19 protein-coding genes are annotated in these 22,222 nt (G+C 59.8%); 5 read left to right on the top strand and 14 right to left on the bottom strand.

Annotated features, from left to right (window positions below):
• Positions 1-97: 97 nt before the first annotated feature.
• The 8 genes from rpsA to NTD81_RS05255 all read right to left on the bottom strand — a co-directional run bounded on the left by rpsA (position 98) and on the right by NTD81_RS05255 (position 12,440).
• Entirely contained in the window at positions 98-1,783 is a 1,686-nt protein-coding gene (gene rpsA, locus NTD81_RS05290; protein WP_262180226.1) for a 30S ribosomal protein S1, read from the bottom strand.
• Positions 1,784-1,935: 152 nt separating this feature from the next.
• Entirely contained in the window at positions 1,936-2,622 is a 687-nt protein-coding gene (gene cmk / locus NTD81_RS05285; RefSeq protein ID WP_262180224.1) for a (d)CMP kinase, read from the bottom strand.
• Positions 2,619-4,826, bottom strand: coding sequence for a bifunctional prephenate dehydrogenase/3-phosphoshikimate 1-carboxyvinyltransferase (locus NTD81_RS05280; protein ID WP_262180222.1), 2,208 nt, complete (start codon positions 4,824-4,826; stop codon positions 2,619-2,621). Before NTD81_RS05280 ends, cmk begins: the two co-directional genes overlap by 4 nt.
• 44 nt (positions 4,827-4,870) lie before the next feature.
• Positions 4,871-5,977 (bottom strand): histidinol-phosphate transaminase, encoded by a 1,107-nt coding sequence (gene hisC / locus NTD81_RS05275; protein ID WP_262180220.1) that lies wholly within the window; start codon positions 5,975-5,977, stop codon positions 4,871-4,873.
• 83 nt (positions 5,978-6,060) lie between these two features.
• Entirely contained in the window at positions 6,061-7,155 is a 1,095-nt protein-coding gene (gene pheA, locus NTD81_RS05270) for a prephenate dehydratase (protein ID WP_262180217.1), read from the bottom strand.
• Positions 7,155-8,240, bottom strand: a complete 1,086-nt coding sequence (gene serC / locus NTD81_RS05265; RefSeq protein ID WP_262180215.1) for a 3-phosphoserine/phosphohydroxythreonine transaminase — start codon at positions 8,238-8,240, stop codon at positions 7,155-7,157. The genes pheA and serC overlap by 1 nt, the downstream gene beginning before the upstream one ends.
• 85 nt (positions 8,241-8,325) lie before the next feature.
• Positions 8,326-11,124 (bottom strand): DNA gyrase subunit A, encoded by a 2,799-nt coding sequence (gene gyrA, locus NTD81_RS05260; RefSeq protein ID WP_262180213.1) that lies wholly within the window; start codon positions 11,122-11,124, stop codon positions 8,326-8,328.
• Positions 11,125-11,369: 245 nt separating this feature from the next.
• Complete coding sequence (locus NTD81_RS05255; protein WP_262180211.1) at positions 11,370-12,440, bottom strand: s-methyl-5-thioribose-1-phosphate isomerase; 1,071 nt, start codon at positions 12,438-12,440, stop codon at positions 11,370-11,372.
• A gap of 141 nt (positions 12,441-12,581) precedes the next feature.
• Here NTD81_RS05255 and NTD81_RS05250 point away from each other — a divergent pair, with 141 nt between their 5' ends.
• From NTD81_RS05250 to NTD81_RS05230, 5 genes are all read left to right on the top strand, one after another.
• Positions 12,582-13,901, top strand: coding sequence for a TRZ/ATZ family hydrolase (locus tag NTD81_RS05250; RefSeq protein WP_262180209.1), 1,320 nt, complete (start codon positions 12,582-12,584; stop codon positions 13,899-13,901).
• Positions 13,902-14,043: 142 nt separating this feature from the next.
• The gene (gene ubiG / locus NTD81_RS05245) at positions 14,044-14,742 is read left to right on the top strand and encodes a bifunctional 2-polyprenyl-6-hydroxyphenol methylase/3-demethylubiquinol 3-O-methyltransferase UbiG (protein WP_262180208.1); all 699 of its coding nucleotides are present in this window, start codon (positions 14,044-14,046) and stop codon (positions 14,740-14,742) included.
• A 5-nt stretch (positions 14,743-14,747) separates the two neighbouring features.
• Entirely contained in the window at positions 14,748-15,419 is a 672-nt protein-coding gene (mupP, locus tag NTD81_RS05240) for an N-acetylmuramic acid 6-phosphate phosphatase MupP (RefSeq protein WP_262180206.1), read from the top strand.
• Positions 15,420-15,481: 62 nt separating this feature from the next.
• A complete protein-coding gene (locus NTD81_RS05235; protein WP_262180204.1) occupies positions 15,482-16,222 on the top strand; it encodes a YciK family oxidoreductase in 741 nt (246 codons plus the stop codon).
• A gap of 194 nt (positions 16,223-16,416) precedes the next feature.
• Positions 16,417-17,343 (top strand): GGDEF domain-containing protein, encoded by a 927-nt coding sequence (locus tag NTD81_RS05230; RefSeq protein WP_262180201.1) that lies wholly within the window; start codon positions 16,417-16,419, stop codon positions 17,341-17,343.
• 79 nt (positions 17,344-17,422) lie between these two features.
• Here the strand turns inward: NTD81_RS05230 and rluB are convergent, their stop codons facing one another.
• From rluB to NTD81_RS05200, 6 genes are all read right to left on the bottom strand, one after another.
• Entirely contained in the window at positions 17,423-18,601 is a 1,179-nt protein-coding gene (rluB, locus tag NTD81_RS05225) for a 23S rRNA pseudouridine(2605) synthase RluB (protein WP_262180198.1), read from the bottom strand.
• A gap of 137 nt (positions 18,602-18,738) precedes the next feature.
• Positions 18,739-18,918, bottom strand: a complete 180-nt coding sequence (locus NTD81_RS05220; protein ID WP_262180195.1) for a DUF1289 domain-containing protein — start codon at positions 18,916-18,918, stop codon at positions 18,739-18,741.
• 22 nt (positions 18,919-18,940) lie between these two features.
• Positions 18,941-19,777 carry an SMC-Scp complex subunit ScpB gene (gene scpB / locus NTD81_RS05215; protein WP_262180193.1) on the bottom strand — a complete coding sequence of 279 codons (837 nt, stop codon included), beginning with the start codon at positions 19,775-19,777 and terminating at the stop codon, positions 18,941-18,943.
• A gap of 2 nt (positions 19,778-19,779) precedes the next feature.
• Complete coding sequence (locus NTD81_RS05210) at positions 19,780-20,478, bottom strand: segregation and condensation protein A (protein ID WP_262182043.1); 699 nt, start codon at positions 20,476-20,478, stop codon at positions 19,780-19,782.
• 120 nt (positions 20,479-20,598) lie between these two features.
• On the bottom strand, positions 20,599-21,228 hold the full coding sequence (locus NTD81_RS05205) for an L-threonylcarbamoyladenylate synthase (RefSeq protein ID WP_262180190.1): 630 nt from the start codon (positions 21,226-21,228) through the stop codon (positions 20,599-20,601).
• A 1-nt stretch (position 21,229) separates the two neighbouring features.
• On the bottom strand, positions 21,230-22,105 hold the full coding sequence (locus NTD81_RS05200) for a PHP domain-containing protein (RefSeq protein ID WP_262180188.1): 876 nt from the start codon (positions 22,103-22,105) through the stop codon (positions 21,230-21,232).
• Between the last annotated feature and the right edge of the window lie 117 nt (positions 22,106-22,222).

The following is a 22,222-nucleotide window of genomic DNA, read 5'->3' as shown; positions in this document are numbered from 1 at the left end:
TGCTTGACCAGATTTGAAAAGCCTATCAAACAGTCCCTTAACTATTTTTAGGCATAAAAAAGGGCGACCGAAGTCGCCCTTTCTGGAGAAGCAGAACTTAGTTCTGGTTTTCCATCTGCGCACGGATCAGATCACCAATGGTGGTCGGACCAGCAGTTTCAACTTCCTGCTTGCGCATTTCTTTGATTGCTTCTTTTTCGTCTTCAACGTCTTTCGACTTGACCGACAAGCTGATTACGCGGCTCTTACGGTCAACGCTGATGATCTTAGCTTCAACTTCTTCGCCTTCTTTCAGGACGTTGCGCGCATCTTCAACGCGGTCACGGCTGATTTCGGAGGCTTTCAGAGTGGCTTCAATGCCATCAGCCAGGGTGATTACAGCGCCTTTGGCGTCAACTTCTTTAACAGTACCGCGAACGATAGTGCCTTTGTCGTTAACAGCAACGTAGTCGGAGAACGGATCTTCTTCCAGTTGCTTGATACCCAGGGAGATGCGCTCACGCTCTGGATCTACGGACAGGATGACAGTTTCCAGCTCATCGCCTTTCTTGAAGCGGCGTACAGCTTCTTCGCCTACTTCGTTCCAGGAGATGTCGGACAGGTGCACAAGGCCGTCGATGCCGCCATCCAGACCAATGAAGATACCGAAATCGGTGATCGACTTGATGGTGCCGGAGATTTTGTCGCCCTTGTTGAACTGACCGGAGAAATCTTCCCACGGGTTAGTTTTGCACTGCTTGATACCCAGGGAGATACGACGACGCTCTTCGTCGATATCCAGGACCATAACTTCCACTTCGTCGCCAACGTTGACAACTTTGGATGGGTGGATGTTTTTGTTGGTCCAATCCATTTCGGATACGTGCACCAGACCTTCCACGCCTTCTTCCAGCTCTGCGAAGCAGCCGTAGTCGGTCAGGTTGGTTACGCGTGCAGTAACGCGGGTGTTCTCTGGGTAACGTGCCTTGATAGCAACCCATGGGTCTTCGCCCAGTTGCTTGAGGCCCAGGGAAACACGATTGCGCTCGCGATCGTACTTGAGGATTTTAACGTCGATTTCGTCACCAACGTTGACGATCTCGGAAGGATGCTTGATGCGCTTCCAAGCCATGTCGGTGATGTGCAGCAGGCCGTCGACGCCACCCAGATCCACGAACGCGCCGTAGTCGGTGAGGTTCTTGACGATACCTTTGACTTGCTGACCTTCCTGCAGGGATTCCAGCAGAGCTTCGCGCTCGGCGCTGTTCTCGGCTTCCAGAACGCTGCGGCGGGAAACGACAACGTTGTTGCGCTTCTGGTCCAGCTTGATGACTTTGAATTCCAGCTCTTTGCCTTCCAGGTGAGTGGTATCACGCACTGGACGGACATCAACCAAGGAACCTGGCAGGAACGCACGGATGCCGTTAACGTCGACAGTGAAGCCGCCTTTAACCTTACCGTTGATAACGCCCGTAACCACTTCCTCAGCGGCGAAAGCTGCTTCCAGAACGATCCAGCACTCGGCACGTTTGGCTTTTTCGCGGGACAGTTTGGTTTCACCAAAGCCGTCTTCAACCGCGTCCAGAGCAACGTGAACTTCGTCACCGACCTTAATGGTCAACTCGCCAGCGTCGTTGTGGAACTGCTCCAGCGGGATGAGGCCTTCCGACTTCAGACCAGCGTGAACAGTTACCCAACCAGCTTGGTAATCGATGTCGACGATGATGGCAGTGATGATCGAGCCTGCCTGAAGATTCAGGGTCTGTAGGCTTTCTTCAAACAGTTCAGCAAAGCTTTCGCTCATTTTAATTCCTGTAATTTTAGGGCAGGGAATCCGCCCAAACCACATTCCAGACAATGTGGGTACGTTCATATATAAAGAGACGCACGAGACAATGACTGGATTCTCGTAGGTCTCTCGGCGAGCTAATCAGCTTAAGGCAGCTGAGGCTCTTTTCAACCAGCGAGCTCGCGGTTAGCGACCTCGCTGAGGATTGTTGCTAGCACTTGTTCAATCGAGATTGCAGTGGAATCCAACACTATTGCATCAGCAGCCGGCTTAAGCGGCGCTACTGCACGCTGGGTATCGCGCTCATCGCGCGCCTGAATCTCTTCAAGAAGACTCGCGAGATTAACATCATCGCCCTTGGCCTTCAACTGCAAGTAACGGCGGCGCGCCCTCTCCTCGGCACTGGCGGTGAGGAAAATCTTCAGTGGCGCATCGGGAAACACCACGGTTCCCATGTCACGGCCATCTGCAATCAGCCCGGGCATTTCCTTGAACGCCTGCTGACGTTGCAGCAAGGCGTCGCGTACCGCTGACAGCGAAGCGACTTGCGAAGCACCGGCGCCGATCTGCTCGTTACGGATCAAGCTGGTGACTTCATCGCCTTCCAGAATGATGCGCTGACCTTGATCACCTTCTGCTGGCAGGAACTGCACATCCAGATGGGCGGCCAATAATTTCAGCGCTTCTTCATTGGTCAGATCCACACCATGATTGCCCGCCGCAAAGGCCAACAGGCGATACAAGGCGCCCGAGTCGAGCAGGTTCCAACCCAGTTGCTTAGCCAGCAAACCGGCAATGGTGCCCTTACCCGAGCCGCTGGGCCCGTCGATGGTGATAACCGGTGGCACGATCATGCTTGCGACTCCACCGCAACGCGGATGCCCACTTGCTCGGACAAGGCCAAGAAGTTGGGGAAGGAAGTGGCAACGTTGGCGCAATCGTGGATACGGATCGGCGCAGTAGCGCGCAGCGAGGCGATACTGAAGGACATGGCAATACGGTGATCGCCATGAGCCCAAACTTCGCCACCACCCAGAGCGCCACCCTCAATAATGATGCCGTCTGGCGTCGGCTCAACCTTGGCGCCCAGGGCCAGCAGACCGTCAGCCATAACCTGAATGCGGTCCGACTCCTTCACCCGCAGCTCTTCGGCGCCGCGCAGCACGGTGCGACCCTCAGCAACCGAAGCGGCCACGAACAGCACGGGGAATTCATCAATGGCCAGCGGCACCAGATCCTCAGGGATATCGATGCCCTTGAGCTGGGCACTGCGCACACGAATATCGGCCACAGGCTCGCCGCCGACTTCGCGCTGGTTTTCCAGGGTGATGTCGCCGCCCATCAGCCGGAGAATGTCGATGATGCCGGTGCGGGTTGGGTTGATGCCAACGTGCTCCAACACCAATTCAGAGTCTTGGGCGATGCTGCCAGCAACCAAGAAGAACGCTGCCGAGGAAATATCGGCCGGGACTTCGATATGGGTCGCCGTCAGTTTATGGCCGGCTTCAACGGTGGCAGTGCTGCCTTCGACGCTGACGGGATAGCCAAAGCCTTGCAGCATGCGCTCGGTGTGGTCACGGGTGGGCGCAGGCTCAGTCACCGAGGTGTGGCCGGCGGCGTAGAGGCCCGCCAATAGCAGACAGGATTTAACCTGGGCACTGGCCATCGGCATTTCGTAGTCCATCCCGGTCAGGCGCTGGCCGCCACGGATAGTCAGCGGTGGACGGCCTTCTGGGCCGGTTTCGATCACTGCGCCCATGGCCCGCAGCGGCTTGGCCACGCGGTTCATCGGGCGCTTGGACAGCGACGCATCACCGGTCAGGGTGGTATCGAACGACTGCGCCGAGAGCAGGCCGGACAGCAGACGCATGGAGGTACCGGAGTTACCCATATACAGCGGGCCAGCCGGCGCCTGCAGACCATTGAGCCCCACGCCATGCACCGTCACCCGACCGTGATGCGGGCCTTCAATGACGACCCCCATATCGCGGAACGCTTGGATGGTGGCCAAGGCATCTTCACCTTCGAGGAAGCCTTCAACTTGGGTCACGCCCTCAGCCAAGGAGCCGAGCATGATGGAGCGGTGGGAGATGGATTTATCTCCCGGAACACGGATGCGCCCGGAAACTTTGCCGCCAGGATTAGCCAGAAAAACCAGATCGTTCGAGTGCATAGCGTCCACATAAGCCCTGCGGGCCAAAATTTTGCCGAAATGCTCACGGGCCACGCGGGCGCGGGTAAAGACGCCCAACAGTTGATGCCCATCCCCAGCGTCGACCGCGTCGCGCAGTGCGTCGAGATCGCCGCGAAATACGTCCAGCGTGCGCAAAACGGCCTCGCGGTTAGCGAGGAAGATGTCATGCCACATCACCGGATCACTGCCGGCGATCCGCGTAAAGTCGCGAAAACCACCAGCGGCGTAACGAAAAATCTCCAGGTTCTCGCTGCGTTTAGCCAACGAATCAACCAAGGTAAAAGCCAATAAGTGCGGTAAGTGACTGGTCGCCGCCAACACCTGATCATGATGCTCGACGTCCATGCACTCAACATCGGCGCCCAGCTCCACCCAGAGCTTGGACACCAATTGCAGCGCTGCGTCGTCACCTAACTCGCAAGGGGTGAGAATCACTTTATGGCGGCGGAACAGCTGGCCATTAGCGGCTTCAACCCCGCTCTGCTCGGAACCGGCGATCGGATGGCCCGGCACGAACCGCACCGGTTTATCCGCAAACGCCAGACGAGCGGCGCGCAGCACATTGCCTTTGGCACTGCCCACATCAGTCAGGATCGCTTCACCCAAGTTCAACTTCACCAGCTCGGCCAGGAGTTTTTCCATGGCCAAAATCGGCACCGCCAACTGAATAACATCCGCCCCCTGACAGGCCGTGGCCAAGTCCTCCTCACAGCGATCCACGACACCGAGTTCGACGGCCAAGCGGCGCGACTCTGGGTCCAGATCAACCCCGACCACCTCCCGGCACAAACCACGCTCACGCAGGCCCTTGGCGAAAGAGCCGCCAATCAGGCCCAAACCGATCACCACCAGGCGGCCGATCATAGGAGCGCCAGATGGCAGCGCAGTGACAGCTGAAGGTGCTCCACTCACGCGTTCAGCACCTTCGCCAAAGCCTCAAGGAAGCGGGCGTTTTCTGCCGGCAAGCCAATCGATACGCGCAGGAAGTTCGGCATGCCGTAGCCGGCGACTGGACGCACGATCACCCCTGCCTGCAACAAGGCTTGGTTGATCGCCGCGGTGTCGCGGCCAAAGTCCACGGCAATAAAGTTGCCTTTGGATGGAATCCAGCTCAGCCCCAATGCTTGCAGCCCCTGCTCCAACTGAGCCATGCCAGCGTCGTTCAGCTCGCGGCCTTGAGCCAGATACTCAGCATCCTCCAGCGCCGCACAAGCGGCGGCCAGGGCTAGGCTGTTGACGTTAAACGGCTGACGCACGCGGTTCAGCACATCCGCCACCTGCGCCGAGCTGATGGCATAACCAACGCGCAGCGAAGCCAGGCCATAGGCCTTGGAGAAGGTGCGCGAGACCAACAGATTGGCGTACTTGGCCAGGTACTTAAGGCCATCGGGCAACTCGTTACCTGCGGCGTATTCGATATAGGCCTCGTCCAACACTACCAGAACGTTACTTGGCACCCGCTCAAGGAAGCGCGCCAGAGCGTCCGGGCCAAACCAGGTACCGGTCGGGTTGTTCGGGTTGGCGATAAACACCACGCGGGTATTGGCGTCGATGGCCGCCAGCATGGCTTCCAGGTCATGACCGTAGTCTTTGGCTGGCACCACCTTACCTTGGGCGCCCACCGCTTGGGTGGCAATCGGGTAGACGGCAAAGGCATATTGGCTGAACACCGCATTCAGGCCAGGCGCCAGATAAGCACGGGCGACCAAATCCAGCACATCGTTGGAACCGTTACCCAGAGTAACCTGATTAACCTCCACCCCACAGCGCGTGGCCAAACGGCTTTTCAGCTCGAAACCATTACCATCGGGATAGCGCGTCAGCTCTGCCAGCTCGGCGCGAATCGCCTCCAGCACCTTGGGGCTTGGGCCCAGCGGATTTTCGTTGCTGGCCAGCTTGATGATGGTAGCTGGGTCGAGATCCAGCTCGCGGGCCAACTCATCGACAGGCTTACCGGGAACATAGGGCGATAACTGCTGGACGCCTGGCTGCGCCAGGGCGAGGAAATCGGTCATAGCAAAGCCTCACGCATAAAGCGGCAAGCTCCAGGCGGGCGTCGACACCCTTTCACTATGTCCCGGAGCCTGCCACGGCAGGATTAAAGTACCGCTTTGGGATAGGAGCCCAGCACTTTGAGTGCCACGGATTCCTGATTGATCTTTTCCAGCACGTCCTTGATCAGTGGATCACGGTGATGGCCGACGAAGTCGATAAAGAACACGTAGGTCCACTTACCGCTGCGCGAAGGACGGGTTTCGATGCGGGTCAGGTCAATACCGTTGTTATGAAACGGCACCAACAGCTCGTGCAGGGTGCCCGGCTTGTTGCGCATGGACACAATGATCGAAGTCTTGTCGTCGCCGGTCGGTGGCACTTCCTGGCTGCCAATGATCAGGAAGCGCGTGGAGTTATCCGGACGATCCTCAATCTTCTCCGCCAGTTTGCTCAGACCATACAGATTAGCTGCCATATCGCCGGCGATGGCTGCACTGTTCCACTCACTTTTCACCCGTTTGGCTGCGTCGGCATTGCTCGACACGGCCACACGCTCGACATTCGGGTAATGGGCATCCAGCCATTTGCGGCACTGGGCCAGCGACTGGGCATGGGAGTAGATGCGGGTGATCTTGTCGGTTTTGGTGGTTTCGCCGACCAGCAGATGATGGTGGATGCGCAGCTCAACTTCGCCGCAAATCACCATATCGTGCTCAAGGAAGCTGTCCAGGGTGTGGTTGATCGCGCCTTCGGTGGAGTTCTCCACCGGCACCACGCCGAACTGCACGGCGCCTGCCGCCACTTCGCGGAACACTTCATCGATCGCCGCCATCGGCACGCTGACCACGGCGTGGCCAAAGTGCTTCATGGCCGCTGCCTGGGAGAAGGTCCCTTCTGGGCCCAAGTAAGCGACCTTGATCGGGTTTTCCAGAGCCAGGCAAGAGGACATGATTTCGCGGAACAACCGCGCCATTTCTTCGTTACCCAGCGGGCCTTTGTTGCGTTCCATGATGCGCTTGAGCACTTGGGCTTCACGCTCAGGGCGATAGAACACTGGCTTTTCGCCGGGCGGCAGTTCTTTCATTTTCACCCGCGCCACTTCCTCGGCGCAGCGCGCGCGGTCGCTGATCAGCTCAAGGATTTTTTCATCCAGGCTGTCGATGCGCACGCGCAGGGCTTGCAGTTCCTGATCGGACATCAAGCGTGCTCCTTCTCGAACTCAGCCATGTACGCCACCAGCGCCTCAACAGCGTCCAGGCCCACGGCGTTATAGATGGAGGCGCGCATGCCGCCGACCGAACGGTGACCTTTCAGGTTGAGCAGGCCGCGCGCATCAGCGCCCGCCAAGAAAGCCTTATCCAAACGATCATCCGCCAGACGGAACGGCACGTTCATCCACGAACGAGCATTGGTGCTGATCGGGTTGCTGTAGAAATCGCTGCTGTCGATGGCCTTGTACAGCAGGTCTTTCTTCGCGCGGTTGCGCTGTTCCATGGCCTCGACCCCGCCCTGCTCCTTGAGCCACTCAAAGACCAGACCGGACAGGTACCAAGAGAAGGTCGCCGGAGTGTTGTACATCGAGCCGTTATCGGCAGCGATCTTGTAGTTGAGCATGGTCGGGCAGCTGCTGCGGGCACGGCCAAGCAGGTCCTCACGCACGATCACCACCACCAGGCCGCTAGGGCCGATGTTTTTCTGTGCGCCGGCATAAATCAAACCGAATTGGGACACATCGACAGGTCGCGAGAGAATATCCGAAGACATGTCGGTCACCAGCGGTACGTCGCCGACTTGTGGAATCCAGTCGAACTGCAGGCCGCCGATGGTTTCGTTGCTGGCGTAGTGCAGGTAGGCGGCGTCTTTCGACAGCTGCCACTCGTTCTGCCCTGGAATGGCGAAGTAGTCATACGCCTTAGCGCTGGCGGCGACGTTGACCTTGCCGTAGCGCTGCGCCTCTTCGATGCTCTTCTTCGACCAGATGCCGGTGTCGACGTAATCGGCCACGCCGTTTTCTGGCAGCAGGTTCAGCGCAATCTCAGCAAACTGCTGGCTGGCGCCGCCTTGCAGGAACAGCACTTTATAGTTGGACGGGATGTTCATCAGGTCGCGCAGATCCTGCTCGGCCTTGGCTGCGATGGCGGTGTACTCATCGCTGCGGTGACTCATCTCCATCACCGACAGGCCTTTGCCTTGCCAGTCCAGGAGTTCCGCTTGGGCGCGCTGCAGAACAGCTTCAGGAAGCGCGGCTGGGCCGGCGCAGAAGTTAAAGGCTCGCTTGCTCACATCCACTCTCGCTCAAAAAATTGGGCGGCCCCGCACTGGCCGCCAGATACAACGACTGCGGGGCGACTCACGCCGCCCCGACAGATCACTCTTCGCTTGGATTTGCTGGATCAGCTTCGCCATCGGCCTCAACATCAGCCGCGGTCTCTGCCTCGCCATCCGTTTCAACGCCTTGCTCCAGGCCTTCTTCGCCTTCGAGCAGCTCATCTTCGTCCTCGGCCGAAGGCTCCTGCACGCGCTCCAAGCCAACCAAGGTTTCATCCTTGGCCAGTTTGATCAGCGTCACGCCCTGGGTGTTACGACCCAAGCTGGAGACTTCGCTGACACGGGTACGCACCAGCGTGCCTTGGTCAGAAATCAGCATGATTTCTTCGCCATCCAGCACTTGCACCGCGCCGACCAGCTTACCGTTACGCTCGTTGCTGACCATGGCGATCACGCCTTGGCCGCCACGCCCGCGACGTGGGAACTCGCTCATCGCGGTACGTTTACCGTAGCCACGCTCGGACGCCGTGAGAATTTGTGCGCCGCCTTCTGGGATCAGCATGGAGATGATCCGCTGCTCAGCCGGCAGACGCATCCCGCGCACACCGCGCGCAGTACGGCCCATGGTGCGCACGTGCTTCTCTTTAAAGCGAATCACTTTGCCGCCATCGGAGAACATCATCACTTCACGGGCGCCATCGGTGATGGCTGCCGCGATCAGGGTGTCGCCCTCTTCCAGTTTCAGCGCGATCAGACCACTGGAGCGCGGCTTGCTGAACTGCACCAGCGGGGTCTTCTTCACGGTACCGAAGGCGGTGGCCATAAAGATGTAGGCGCCAGTCGGCTCATCTTGCTCGTCGTCGCTGACTTCGGCGTCGCTGTCCTCGCCCACTTCGGCTTCGACCAGCTCGCCTTCCAGCACCACGCCTTCGGCATCGTCCAGCTCGTCTTCGTCGCCGGCATTTTGCTGCAGGGCTTCGAGGTCAACTTGCAGCATCGCGGTGATGCGCTCGTTTTCGTCCAGCGGCAGCAGGTTCACCAGCGGCCGGCCACGGGCGGCGCGGGAGGCTTCAGGGATTTCGTAAGTTTTCAGCCAGTACACCTTACCCTTGCTGGAGAACAGCAACAGGGTGGCATGGCTGTTGGCAACCAGCAGGTGTTCGATGTAATCCTCGTCCTTCACACCGGTGGCGGACTTGCCGCGACCACCGCGACGCTGGGCCTGATAGGCATGCAGCGGCTGGCTCTTGGCATAACCACCGTGGGAGATGGTGACCACCCGCTCCTCTTCGGTGATCAGGTCGGCCATGGTCAGGTCCATGCGCGAGGCAACGATTTCAGTACGACGGGCATCGCCGTACTCAGCCTTGATCGCTTCCAGCTCTTCGCGGATCACTTCCATCAGGCGCACAGCGCTGGTGAGGATGCGGATCAGCTCGCCGATCTGGGTGAGGATTTCCTGGTACTCGGCCAGCAGTTTTTCATGTTCAAGGCCGGTCAGGCGGTGCAGACGCAGCTCAAGGATGGCTTGGGCCTGATCCGGCGACAGGAAGTATTTGCCTTCACGCAGACCGTATTGCGGGTCCAAATCATCCGGACGGCAAGCATCGGCGCCAGCGCGCTCGACCATGGCTTCCACAGCACTGGATTCCCAGGCAGTGGAGATCAGCGCCTGCTTCGCTTCAGCCGGGGTCGGCGAGGCTTTGATCAGGGCAATCACGGGGTCGATGTTGGACAGGGCCACCGCCTGACCTTCGAGGATGTGGCCGCGCTCGCGAGCTTTACGCAGCTCGAACACAGTACGGCGGGTGACCACTTCACGACGGTGCAGGATGAACTGCTCGAGCATGTCCTTGAGGTTCAGCACTTTCGGCTGACCATCAACCAGAGCCACCACGTTGATGCCGAACACGCTCTGCATCTGAGTCTGGGCGTAGAGGTTGTTGAGTACCACTTCTGGCACTTCACCACGACGCAGCTCGATCACGATGCGCATGCCGTCCTTGTCGGACTCGTCACGCAGTTCGGTGATGCCTTCGAGTTTCTTCTCTTTAACCAGCTCGGCGATCTTCTCGATCAGACGCGCCTTGTTGAGCTGGTAAGGCAGCTCAGTGACGATGATCTGCTGCCGGCCACCGGCTTTATCGATGTCCTCGATCTCAGCCCGGGCGCGCATATAGATGCGCCCACGACCGGTGCGATACGCCTCGATGATACCGGCACGGCCGTTGATGATACCGGCCGTGGGGAAGTCTGGACCGGGGATAAACTGCATCAGCTCATCGACGGTCAGCTCGCCGTTGTCGATCAGAGCCAAGCAGCCGTTGATCACTTCGGTAAGGTTGTGCGGCGGAATGTTGGTCGCCATGCCCACGGCGATACCGCTGGAGCCGTTAACCAGCAGGTTGGGGATGCGCGTAGGCATGACCGCCGGGATCTGCTCGGTGCCGTCGTAGTTAGGCACCCAGTCAACGGTTTCTTTGTGCAGGTCCGCCAGCAGCTCATGGGCCAGCTTGGTCATGCGCACTTCGGTGTAACGCATGGCGGCGGCGTTGTCGCCGTCCACCGAGCCGAAGTTACCCTGGCCGTCGACCAGCAGGTAACGCAAGGAGAATGGCTGCGCCATCCGCACGATGGTGTCATACACCGCCGTATCACCGTGGGGGTGATATTTACCGATGACGTCACCGACCACACGGGCGGATTTCTTGTACGCCTTGTTCCAGTCGTTACCCAACTCACTCATGGCAAACAGCACACGGCGATGCACTGGCTTCAAGCCATCACGCGCATCCGGCAGCGCACGACCGACGATTACGCTCATTGCGTAGTCGAGGTAGGACTGCTTGAGTTCGTCTTCAATATTGACCGGGAGGATTTCTTTGGCCAGTTCGCCCATGAGTAGCCTGGTTCCTTTTTCTGGTGAAACTCCACGCCATCCGTCCTGGATGGGGTGAAGCCTGTCGCTGCGCATTGCAGCGTAGCGACTCACGACAAATCAATAAGTTATGCCATGTATCTGCGCAGTAATGGGGCCCGCATCGGGCACCCTCGAAACCGCCGGAGCTTACCACAAACACCGCGCCACACCTATCCCCAGCTCCGCCTAGCGACTTTAGCGGCTACCGTGTAGGTGACAAAGCCTCAATGCAAACGCTTGCGACAGAGCAACTGAGCGATTTTCTCGGCATCGGGACGCTCAACCACCCCCTTCTCGGTGACTAAGAAGTCGATAAAGTCTGCCGGGGTGACATCCAACTGCGGGGCGAAACGACCTGCCTCCGCCGCCAACGCCTCAGTGACGTCCGCCGACAGCGCCGGCTCTAGCAAGTCTTCAAGCGCTGCGTCATCGCCTTGCTCGAGGCTTAGATCAATCACCGTACTGGGCGCCACCACCATCAAGCGCACACCGTGATGCATGGCATTCACCGCCAATTGATAAGTGCCAACGGTGTTAAGCAGATCACCATTGGCGGCGATGCGCTGCGCGCCGACTATTACCCAAGTGATGCTGCCGACCTTCATCAGTTGTGCGCAGGCCGCGGCGCTGTAGTGGCTTTGCGGGATGGCCAGCTCAGCCAACTGCCAAGCCGTCAATCGGCTGGCAGCCGAGCCTGCCTGTGGCTGTTCCAGATAGACCTGCTCAAGCAAGCCATCATCGTAGGCTGCCGCCAAAACGGCTAACGGCCCTCCACCACCCGCCAGCACCGAGGCATGACCATGGGTCAGCAAACACTGCTCTCCCAACTGATGCCGGCGCAACAAGCGTAAACCTGAGCGCGCCATGCTTTGCCAGCCTTCAAGGAGGCTGCAATGGATAGCTGCCGCCTCAGCTTCTAGCTCAAGCACAGGGGCTTGCTGGGGGCCGCTGCGTTCGAGTCGCTCGCGCATCAACTTGAGCACCCAGGACCAACTGCCATCGGCGGGCTGATCGGCAACCAGCATCTGCCAATCTTGCAGCCAAGCCTCACCCCAGCCGGCCCCCTGCGCCACCCGCTCACGCAGGGCCAACACCAGACCATAGGCCAGGCACACCGCGCTCAGTGGCGCGCCCAGCACCACGCCGTCGCGCAAGGCGTCAAGCACTTGCTCCAGACGCTCACAACTGAGCCACCGCTGTTGCCCAGGCAAATCGCGCTGATCGAGCAGATGCAACGCGCCATCACGCCACTCAATGGCCTTAACCTGCTCCGTGGCCAATAGCTGCTCGCGCATTTGATCTCTCCGCCGCAAAGCCGACCATTATACCCACAGGCGCCGCACTAGCACGGCGCCAGCGGCGTAATCACGGCTAAGTTTTAAGCCTAGGTCGTTGCCCTATACACTCGGCGCTTTACTGCCCAGCGGAAGCCCAGCATGACCTCAACGCCCCTCGACCTGTTGCTGCTGCCCAGCTGGCTGGTGCCGGTGGAACCTGCCGGAGTCGTCCTGCAGGAGCATGCCCTAGGCGTGCGCGATGGTCGTATCGTGCTGCTGGCACCACGTACCGAGGCGCTCAAGCACAGCGCCAAACAGGTGCTGGAACTGCCGGGGCGCCTGCTCTGCCCCGGTCTAGTCAACGCCCACGGCCATGCCGCCATGGCACTGTTTCGCGGCATCGCCGACGACCTGCCACTCATGGCCTGGCTGCAAAAGCATATCTGGCCCGCCGAAGCCAAGTGGGTCAACGAGCAATTTGTCGAGGATGGCACCGAGCTGGCGATTGCCGAGCAGCTCAAAAGCGGCATCAGCTGCTTTGCCGATATGTACTTCTATCCGCACCTGGCCAGCGGCGTGGTGCACGCCAGCGGTATCCGCGCGCAAATCAGCATTCCCCTGCTCGACTTCCCGATCCCCGGCGCGCTTGATGCTGACAGCGCCCTGCGCGACGGCCTGCGCCTGTTCGATGATCTCAAACAGCACCCGCGCATCAGCGTCGCCTTCGGCCCCCACGCGCCCTATACGGTGAACGACGACAAGCTGGAAAGCGTGCGCATGCTTGCCGAGGAGCTGGACGCCGGCATTCATATGCACGTCCACGAAACCGCCCACGAAGTGCAGCAAAGCCTGGCCGAGCGCGGCGAACGTCCCCTGGCGCGGCTACACCGCTTGGGTTTGCTCGGCCCGCGCTTCCAGGCCGTGCACATGACCCAGATCGACGATGACGACCTAGCCCTGCTGGTCGCCAGCAATACCAGCGTGATCCACTGCCCGGAGTCCAACCTCAAGCTGGCCAGCGGCTTTTGCCCGGTGGAGCGCCTCTGGCAAGCCGGCGTCAACGTGGCCATCGGCACCGACGGCGCGGCCAGTAACAATGACCTCGACCTGCTTGGCGAAACCCGCACCGCCGCGCTCCTGGCCAAGGCCGTGGCCGGCAGTGCCACCGCCCTGAGCGCCCACCGCGCCCTGCGCATGGCCACCCTCAATGGCGCCCGCGCCTTAGGCCGGCAGGATGAAATCGGCTCGCTGCAATTGGGCAAGGCCGCTGACATGGTCACCTTCAACCTCAACGGCCTGGCCCAACAACCGATTTACGATCCAGTCTCGCAATTGATCTACACCGGCGGCAGGCAGTGTGTGGAACATCTGTGGGTGGCGGGTAAACAGTTGCTCGACGGCGGCGTGCTGACCCGCATGGATGAAGCGCGGATAATCGCCAATGCGCGCAGTTGGGGCGCTAAAATTGCCGGCCATTGAGGTCGAAGCTCGCCAACAGGCCGGCACTGCGACAAACTGACATACATCGGCCGCCCCAGCGGCACCCCATGTCGTCCGCGAAACTGGCAACATGATCATTTTTCCTGCGCCGCTTATGCCGCAGCCTGATACAGGGATTTTTATGAGCAACGTCGACCACGCTGAAATCGCCAAATTTGAAGCCCTTGCCCACCGTTGGTGGGACCGCGAAAGCGAGTTCAAGCCCCTGCACGACATCAATCCACTGCGCGTCAACTGGATCGACGAACGCGTCGGCCTGGCTGGCAAGCGCGTGCTTGACGTCGGTTGCGGCGGCGGCATCCTCAGCGAGTCGATGGCTCAGCGTGGCGCCAACGTCACCGGCATCGACATGGGCGAAGCGCCACTCGGCGTAGCACGTCTGCATCAACTGGAATCCGGCGTGCAGGTCGAGTACCGGCAGATCACCGCCGAGGCCATGGCCGCAGAAATGCCCGGCCAGTTCGACGTGGTTACCTGCCTGGAGATGCTTGAGCACGTCCCCGACCCGGCCTCGGTAATCCGCGCGTGCTACCAGCTGGTTAAGCCCGGCGGCCAGGTGTTCTTCTCGACCATCAACCGCAATCCGAAGGCGTATATGTTCGCCATTATTGGCGCCGAATACCTGATGCGCTTGCTGCCGCGCGGCACCCACGACTTCAAGAAGTTTATCCGTCCTTCCGAGCTTGGCGCCTGGAGCCGTGAAGCGGGCCTGACGGTAAAAGACATCATCGGCCTGACCTACAACCCACTGACCAAGCAGTACAAGCTGCAAGCCGACGTGGACGTCAACTACATGATCCAGACCCTGCGCGAGGAGTAAGGCGCATGCGCTTACGAGCAGTTCTTTTTGACATGGACGGCACTTTGCTCGACAGCGCGCCGGACTTTATCGCCATCAGCCAGGCCATGCGCACTGCACGCGGCCTGCCGCTGATTGCCGAGAAACTGATCCGCGATCACATCTCCGGCGGCGCCCGCGCCATGGTGGCAGCCAACTTCGCCATCAAGGAAGACAGCGACGGCTTCGAAGCGCTGCGCCAAGAGTTTCTCGAGCGCTACCAGCAGCACTGCGCGGTACTGACCAAACCCTTTGCCGGCATCGAGCAACTGCTGAACGAGATTGAGCAGGCCAAGCTGATCTGGGGCGTGGCCACCAACAAGCCCGTGCGCTACGCCGAACCGATCATGCAACAGCTGGGTTTGGCGCAGCGCTCCTCGGTGCTGGTCTGCCCGGACCATGTCAGCCGCAGCAAGCCCGATCCGGAAATGATCCTGCTGGCCTGCGAGAAAATCGGCGTGGCCCCTGCCGCCACCTTGTTTGTCGGCGACGATGAGCGCGACATCGAGGCCGGCCGCGCGGCGGGCTGCAAGACTGCCGCTGTCACTTACGGCTATATCCATCCGCAGGACAACCCGCGCAACTGGGGCGCCGACGTGGTCGTGGACCACCCGATGGAACTGCGTGATGTGCTCGAAAGCGCGCTGTGCGGCTGCTAAGCGCCACTTATTGATTGAAGCCGGTCGCCCGGAGGCGGCCGCACCTGTATACGAGGCCTACCATGTTTGACTACCAAGCCCGCCCTGACCTGCTCAAAGGCCGGGTTATTCTCATCACCGGCGCTGGCCGTGGCATCGGCGCCGCTGCCGCCAAGGCTTACGCCGCCCACGGTGCCACCGTGTTGCTGCTGGGCAAGACCGAAGAAAACTTAAGCCGCGTTTACGACGCCATCGAGGCCGCCGGCCATCCGCAAGCCGCCGTGATCCCGTTCAACCTAGAAACCGCCCTGCCACACCAGTACGACGAACTGGCGGCAATGATCGAAGCCGAGTTCGGCAAGCTCGATGGCCTGCTGCATAACGCCTCGATCATTGGCCCGCGCACGCCCCTGGAGCAGCTGTCGGGTGACAACTTCATGCGTGTCATGCAGGTCAACGTCAACGCCATGTTTATGCTGACCAGCACCATGCTGCCGCTGCTTAAGCTGTCCGCAGATGCCTCGGTGGTATTCACCTCCAGCAGCGTGGGGCGCAAAGGCCGGGCTTACTGGGGCGCCTATGCCGTGTCGAAGTTTGCCACCGAGGGCCTGATGCAGGTCATGGCCGACGAAGTCGACGAAATCAGCCAAGTGCGCGCCAACAGCGTCAATCCGGGCGCCACCCAAACCGATATGCGCGCCCAGGCTTATCCTGGGGAAAATCCAGCGAACAACCCGCTGCCCGCCGAAATCATGCCGGTCTACCTGTATCTGATGGGTCCAGACAGCAAAGGCGTTAATGGCCAGGCGTTTGACGCCCAGTAAAAATGTGAACTGCCGCCGGTTTTCCGGCGGCAAATGGCCATCACGCCGACTAATTAGCGGCAAAAATCTGCCACTGACCATCCACCGCACAACTAAGCCATTGTAAGTTAAGGGTTAAATCCTAACCAAATAACTTGGCATGAAATTCGCTAAACCTCAGTTATCGTCGCTTCGTGCGTTTGAGGTAAGGCTTCATGGTCACCCGCCCGCCATCCAATACCATTGATTTTGATGCTGCCAAGCTGCAGCGCCTGGGCTATGCCCGTGAGCTGCATAAAACCTTGCAGCCCATCAGCTTGGCGCAATTGCGCCAACAGCTGAATATGCGCCTGCAAACCTCCCTGGAGGTGGAGCGCATCGTGGAGATGTTTTTCCACGAAGTGCAGCGCTTAGTGCCGCTGGGGGCCGTCAGCTATCAGTTGCACGCCTGCGATCTGCACTTGGAGTTCGGCCAGCGTGCCAGCCATAGCGCCGGCTACCGGCTTAATCATGACGGTGATTTTCTCGGCGAGCTGACCCTGCGGCGCAATCAGCGCTTTACCGATGAGGAACTCGGTCAGCTCGAATCACTGCTGGCCAGCATGCTGTTCCCCCTGCGCAACGCCCTGCTCTACCGCGCGGCCTTGCAAACGGCCCTGCGTGACCCGCTGACACAAACCGGCAACCGCATAGCCATGCAGCAGAGCCTTAAGCGAGAAGTCGAGCTGGCCCGGCGCAATATGCAGCCGATGTCAGTGCTGATGGTCGACATTGACCACTTCAAACAGATCAACGACCAGTACGGCCATCTGATTGGCGACCAAGCCTTGATCGCCGTCGCCAATGCCTTGAAGGACAGCCTGCGCAACGTCGACATGGTGTTCCGTTTCGGCGGGGAGGAATTTATGGTGCTGCTCTCCAACACCGATCCAATAGGCGCAGCCATGGTCGGCGAGCGCGTGCGCTTGGCAGTGCAGAACATTCAGCATCTGGTGCATAACCAACCGCTGCCCCTCTCCGTCAGCTTGGGCTGCGCCACTTTGCAAGGCGCAGAATCCATGGACAGCCTGCTGGAGCGTGCCGACCAGGCCATGTATGAGTCCAAACGCGGCGGCCGTAACCGTCTGTCCATGGCCGGTTAATCCGACGCAGAAACAATAAAGGCGACCTCAGGGTCGCCTTTATTTTGCCAGTCACATAAGCGGCTTGCGCCGCGCTGCCTTACTCGGGCTTGCGGTCGCGGCCAAAGCCTGGACGCTGACCCTCACGCTCAGTCTGGCTACGCCGTTTAACCGGCGCACCGGCGGGCTTACGCGCCGGCCGCTCAGTCAGCTCAACGCCAGGACGCTGGGCGCCGGGCTTGCTTGGACGCTTCTTGCTGACATCGCTCGGCCGCTCCGCCACCGGCGTGCCACGACCGCTCTCAGGCCGGGCTGGCCGCGGCGTGCGCGCTGGACGCTGCTCATCACCACGGCTGCTGCGACCGCGCCCTTGCTCACCTTCAGCAGGGCCACCATGGGCCGGGCGCAGGGTGCGCTGCGGACGCTCGGCACGGCCCACTGGCTTGGCCGATTTACGCTGCAGACGCTCCAGCTTGTCACGGGTCTTTTCTTTCATTTCCGGCAGAGCCACCGGCTTGAGGCCTACTTCCTCGCTGAGGATGTCGACTTCACGCTGGCTCATTTCGCGCCAGCGGCCCATGGTCAGGTCGGACGTGATAAATACCGGACCGAAACGCACGCGCTTCAAGCGGCTGACCACCAAACCTTGGGACTCCCACAGACGCCGCACTTCGCGGTTGCGGCCTTCCATCACCACGCAGTGGTACCAATGGTTAAAGCCTTCGCCGCCAGGGGCTTCTTTAATGTCGGTGAACTTCGCCGGGCCGTCTTCGAGCATGACGCCGGTTTTCAGGCGCTCGATCATCTCCTCATCCACTTCGCCGCGTACGCGCACGGCGTATTCGCGGTCCATTTGGTACGAGGGGTGCATCAGGCGGTTGGCCAGCTCTCCGTCAGTGGTGAACATCAGCAAACCGGTGGTATTGATGTCAAGACGACCGATATTGATCCAACGCCCGTCTTTAGGCCGTGGCAGGCGATCAAACACCGTGGGGCGACCTTCTGGGTCGTCACGGGTGCAGATTTCACCTTCGGGTTTGTTATAGATGATCACGCGGCGCACGCTTTCAGCGGCTTCTTCGCGGCGGATCACTTTGCCATCAACGGCGATCGCGTCGTGCAGATCAACGCGCATCCCCAAGCTGGCCACGGCGCCATTGACCTTCACTCGGCCCGCGCTGATCCACGCTTCGATTTCGCGGCGCGAAGCCAGGCCCATACGCGCCATGACCTTCTGCAGTTTTTCGCCGGACGGACTGTATTCTTCAACTTCACTCATCTGGGCACCTCCCGGTGTTGTCTTAGTGAGTAGACGCGCACAACCACTGCCGCGTCAAAGGGCGCGCAGCATACGCGAAATGCGCAGGCCACGCACGGATTCAGACTAGCCGATTATCCGCCAGCCGCGACTTACGTTTAGCTAGGCGCCCTGATCAGCAAGGCGCGGCCGAGCAAACGCATCTGCGCTTCAGCCAAGACCATCCGGCGGCTGGGCTTATCGAGTTTCTTCCAGACTTTGATTTCGGCCTTGCTGCGACCACAGCCCAGGCAAATTTCACGGTCGAACTTACAGAGCTTGATACAGGGATTGGACACCACGAACGCCTCAGCAAATGATTCATTGCTGCGACTGATCCTCCTCGTCCGGGGTTTCATAGTCCGTATCAATGGCATTCATGGCCAATTCTGCCTCGACAGCGGCGGCCAACTCGGCCTCCTCATCCGCTAAGGGCAAATCATCGAAGTCGGTCTTAAGCCCCTGCTCCATGGAATCCAGTTCGGCCAACAGACTGCTGAAGCTGGTTTCTTCGGAGGGCTCAGGCTCCGGCTCAGCGCCAGCCACGGCCAGATCGGCGCGGGCCTGCAAGTCAGCCGGCACGGCTGGATCTTCATCGCTGAAGGCCAGCGCAGGCTCCGGTTCCAGCTCACGCAGCGCAGCTAATGGCGGCAACTGATCAAGGCTGTTGAGGTTGAAGTGATCGAGAAACGCCTTGGTGGTGGCGAACATCGCCGGCTTACCCGGTACATCGCGATAGCCCACCACGCGGATCCATTCGCGCTCGAGCAAGGTTTTAGTGATTTGGCTGTTAACCGCCACACCGCGCACATCTTCAATCTCACCGCGGGTGATTGGCTGGCGGTAGGCAATCAAGGCCAAGGTTTCCAGCATGGCCCGGGAATAGCGCTGCGGTCGTTCTTCCCAGAGCCGGCCGACCCAAGGCGCATAGCGCTCACGCACTTGCAGGCGATAGCCGGAGGCCACCTCGACCAGCTCAAAAGCGCGGCCCGCGCAGGACTTGGCCAAAATCGCCAAGGCCCCCTGAAACACCTTGGGCTCGGGGCGCTCGGCCTCTTCGAACAGCTCAAATAAGCGCTCAAGGGACTGCGGTTTGCCGCTGGCCAGTAAAAAGGCTTCAAGCAGACTGGCCAGCTCAGTGGGATCGTTCAAATTCATGCTTATTCGGCCCGCGCGCGCACATGGATGGGCCCAAACGCTTCGTTTTGCACCAACTCCACCAGGGATTCCTTGATCAATTCCAGTACCGCCATAAAGGTCACAACCACCCCTAGTTTGCCTTCGTGGGCGCTAAACAGCGTGACGAAGGGCACAAATGCGCCGCCTTTAAGACGCTCCAGTACCTCGCTCATGCGCTCACGGGTGGACAAAGCCTCACGGGTCACCTGATGGCTTTCAAACATATCGGCGCGTCGCAGCACCTCAGCCATGGAGACCAGCAACTCTTCCAGACTGACTTGCGGCAACAGCTTACGCGCCCGCGCTTCGGGAGCATCGAGCTTAGGCACATGCAGATCCCGGCCGACCCGACTTAAACCATCAATGCCCTCGGCAGCAGCCTTAAAGCGCTCGTACTCTTGCAAGCGGCGGATCAGCTCGGCCCTTGGATCTTCTTCCTCTTCCTCGGCGGTGCTTGAGCGCGGCAGCAACATGCGCGACTTGATCTCCGCGAGCATGGCCGCCATCACCAGATATTCAGCAGCCAGCTCCAGGCGCACCGCCTGCATCAACTCGACATAGCCCATGTACTGGCGAGTGATTTCCGCCACGGGAATATCCAGCACATCGATGTTCTGTTTGCGGATCAAATACAGCAGTAAATCCAGTGGCCCTTCAAAAGCCTCGAGAAAGACTTCCAAGGCATCCGGCGGAATGTACAGATCTTGCGGCAGCTCAGTGACGGCCTGGCCATAGACCAAGGCAAAGGGCAGCTCTTGCTGGGCGCCGGCCTGGGCGTCGGGAGCTTCGACCTCGGCCATTTAGGCCTCGCCTATAAAGGGGGCCGGGTCACCACAACCCAAACGAATCAGCTCCGGTTCGCCGTCGGCCAAACTGATGACCGTGGAGGCATGCAAGTTACCGAAGCCGCCGTCGATGATTAGATCAACCTGATGCTCGAGCAGTTGGCGCATTTCATAGGGATCATTCAAGGCTTCGGTTTCACCGGGCATGATCAAGCTGACACTCATCAGCGGCTCGCCCAGCTCAGCCAGCAAGGCCAAAGCAATCGGGTTACTCGGCACGCGCAAACCAATGGTGCGCCGCTTAGGGTGCAGCAACAAACGCGGGACTTCACGGGTGGCATTCAAAATAAAGGTATATGGCCCCGGCACATGGGCCTTGAGCAGACGGAAAGTACCGGTATCAATTTTGGCGAACAGGCCCAGTTGCGACAGGTCACTGCAGATCAGCGCGAAGTTGTGCTTGTCATCCAACTGGCGCAAACGGCGCACCCGCTCAATCGCCGCTTTATCGCCCATCTGGCAGCCGATGGCGTAGGACGAGTCGGTCGGATACACCACCACCCCGCCGGCACGGATAATTTCCACCGCCTGCTTGATCAGCCGGGCTTGGGGGTTTTCCGGATGGACCTGAAAAAATTGACTCACGCTAAATCCCTGCTGAGTTGACGAAAGCCATTTGGCTAGGTTTAAACCGCGCCGACAACGCTGGCAAGTCCTCCGGCAGCGGCCGGTAAATGCCCAACTCCGACCACTGCCCAGGGGCGTGGAAGTCGCTGCCGGCGCTGACCAACATACCGAACTCGCGGGCCAAAATCGCGAGGGTGCCAACCTGATCGGCCGGCTGCATGCCATTGACCACTTCCAGAGCATGGCCACCAGCGCTGGCAAAGTCGGCTACCAACTTGCGTCTTTTACTGCGAGTAAAGTCGTAATGGCAAGGGTGCGCCAGGCTCACCCAAGCTCCGGCGCGACGAAGCGTGTCGACGGTTTCAGCCAACTCCGGCCAATGCTGCTTCACATCGCCCAACTTGCCCGAGCCTAACCATTTGCGAAAAGCCTCGGCGCGGTCTTTGACGTAACCGCTGCGCACCAAATAGTCAGCAAAATGCGGGCGCGCCGGCGCGTTAGCGCTGCAACCGAGTTCTTGCTGCAACGCCCGCGCGCCCTCAAAAGCACCGGGCATGCCCTTGGCCGCGAGGCGCTTGCCAATTTCCTCGGCACGCTGCCAACGTCCGTGGTGCAAGGCGTCCAGCGCTTCGACCAAAGCGGGCGCGTGCAAATCAAAACCGTAGCCCAAGATATGGATGGTCGCCCCGCCCCACGTGCAGGATAGCTCCACGCCATTAATAAACTGCATGCCCAGCTGTGCGGCGGCGGCAGCGGCTTCGGGTAAACCCTCGAGGGTGTCGTGATCGGTCAGTGCCAGCAAGCGCACGCCTCGCTCATGGGCACGCGCCACCACCACAGCGGGCGCCAGAGCGCCATCCGAAGCGGTGCTGTGGCAATGCAAATCAACATCCATAGGGACACTTTCCGAGAAATTTATCTTTGTTATTATGCCGCCAGATAGGGATTCTTGCTGGCTTACGCCGATAATTCCTCAATATTCCGTAGATCGCCCCCATGCTTCGGACGACCT

Source organism: Pseudomonas sp. 5P_3.1_Bac2, from assembly GCF_025465995.1.
GTDB lineage: Bacteria > Pseudomonadota > Gammaproteobacteria > Pseudomonadales > Pseudomonadaceae > Aquipseudomonas.
The sequence above is the reverse complement of the archived record's forward strand: the minus strand, read 5'-3'. Positions and strand labels throughout refer to the sequence as shown.

Bases quoted from the DNA above. Each gene is read 5' to 3' on its own strand.
- rpsA (WP_262180226.1), bottom strand. From the start codon at position 1,783: ATGAGCGAAAGCTTTGCTGAACTGTTTGAAGAAAGCCTACAGACCCTG.
- cmk (WP_262180224.1), bottom strand. From the start codon at position 2,622: ATGATCGTGCCACCGGTTATCACCATCGACGGGCCCAGCGGCTCGGGT.
- NTD81_RS05280 (WP_262180222.1), bottom strand. From the start codon at position 4,826: ATGATCGGCCGCCTGGTGGTGATCGGTTTGGGCCTGATTGGCGGCTCT.
- hisC (WP_262180220.1), bottom strand. From the start codon at position 5,977: ATGACCGATTTCCTCGCCCTGGCGCAGCCAGGCGTCCAGCAGTTATCG.
- pheA (WP_262180217.1), bottom strand. From the start codon at position 7,155: ATGTCCGATCAGGAACTGCAAGCCCTGCGCGTGCGCATCGACAGCCTG.
- gyrA (WP_262180213.1), bottom strand. From the start codon at position 11,124: ATGGGCGAACTGGCCAAAGAAATCCTCCCGGTCAATATTGAAGACGAA.
- NTD81_RS05255 (WP_262180211.1), bottom strand. From the start codon at position 12,440: ATGCGCGAGCAGCTATTGGCCACGGAGCAGGTTAAGGCCATTGAGTGG.
- NTD81_RS05250 (WP_262180209.1), top strand. From the start codon at position 12,582: ATGACCTCAACGCCCCTCGACCTGTTGCTGCTGCCCAGCTGGCTGGTG.
- ubiG (WP_262180208.1), top strand. From the start codon at position 14,044: ATGAGCAACGTCGACCACGCTGAAATCGCCAAATTTGAAGCCCTTGCC.
- mupP (WP_262180206.1), top strand. From the start codon at position 14,748: ATGCGCTTACGAGCAGTTCTTTTTGACATGGACGGCACTTTGCTCGAC.
- NTD81_RS05235 (WP_262180204.1), top strand. From the start codon at position 15,482: ATGTTTGACTACCAAGCCCGCCCTGACCTGCTCAAAGGCCGGGTTATT.
- NTD81_RS05230 (WP_262180201.1), top strand. From the start codon at position 16,417: ATGGTCACCCGCCCGCCATCCAATACCATTGATTTTGATGCTGCCAAG.
- rluB (WP_262180198.1), bottom strand. From the start codon at position 18,601: ATGAGTGAAGTTGAAGAATACAGTCCGTCCGGCGAAAAACTGCAGAAG.
- scpB (WP_262180193.1), bottom strand. From the start codon at position 19,777: ATGAATTTGAACGATCCCACTGAGCTGGCCAGTCTGCTTGAAGCCTTT.
- NTD81_RS05200 (WP_262180188.1), bottom strand. From the start codon at position 22,105: ATGGATGTTGATTTGCATTGCCACAGCACCGCTTCGGATGGCGCTCTG.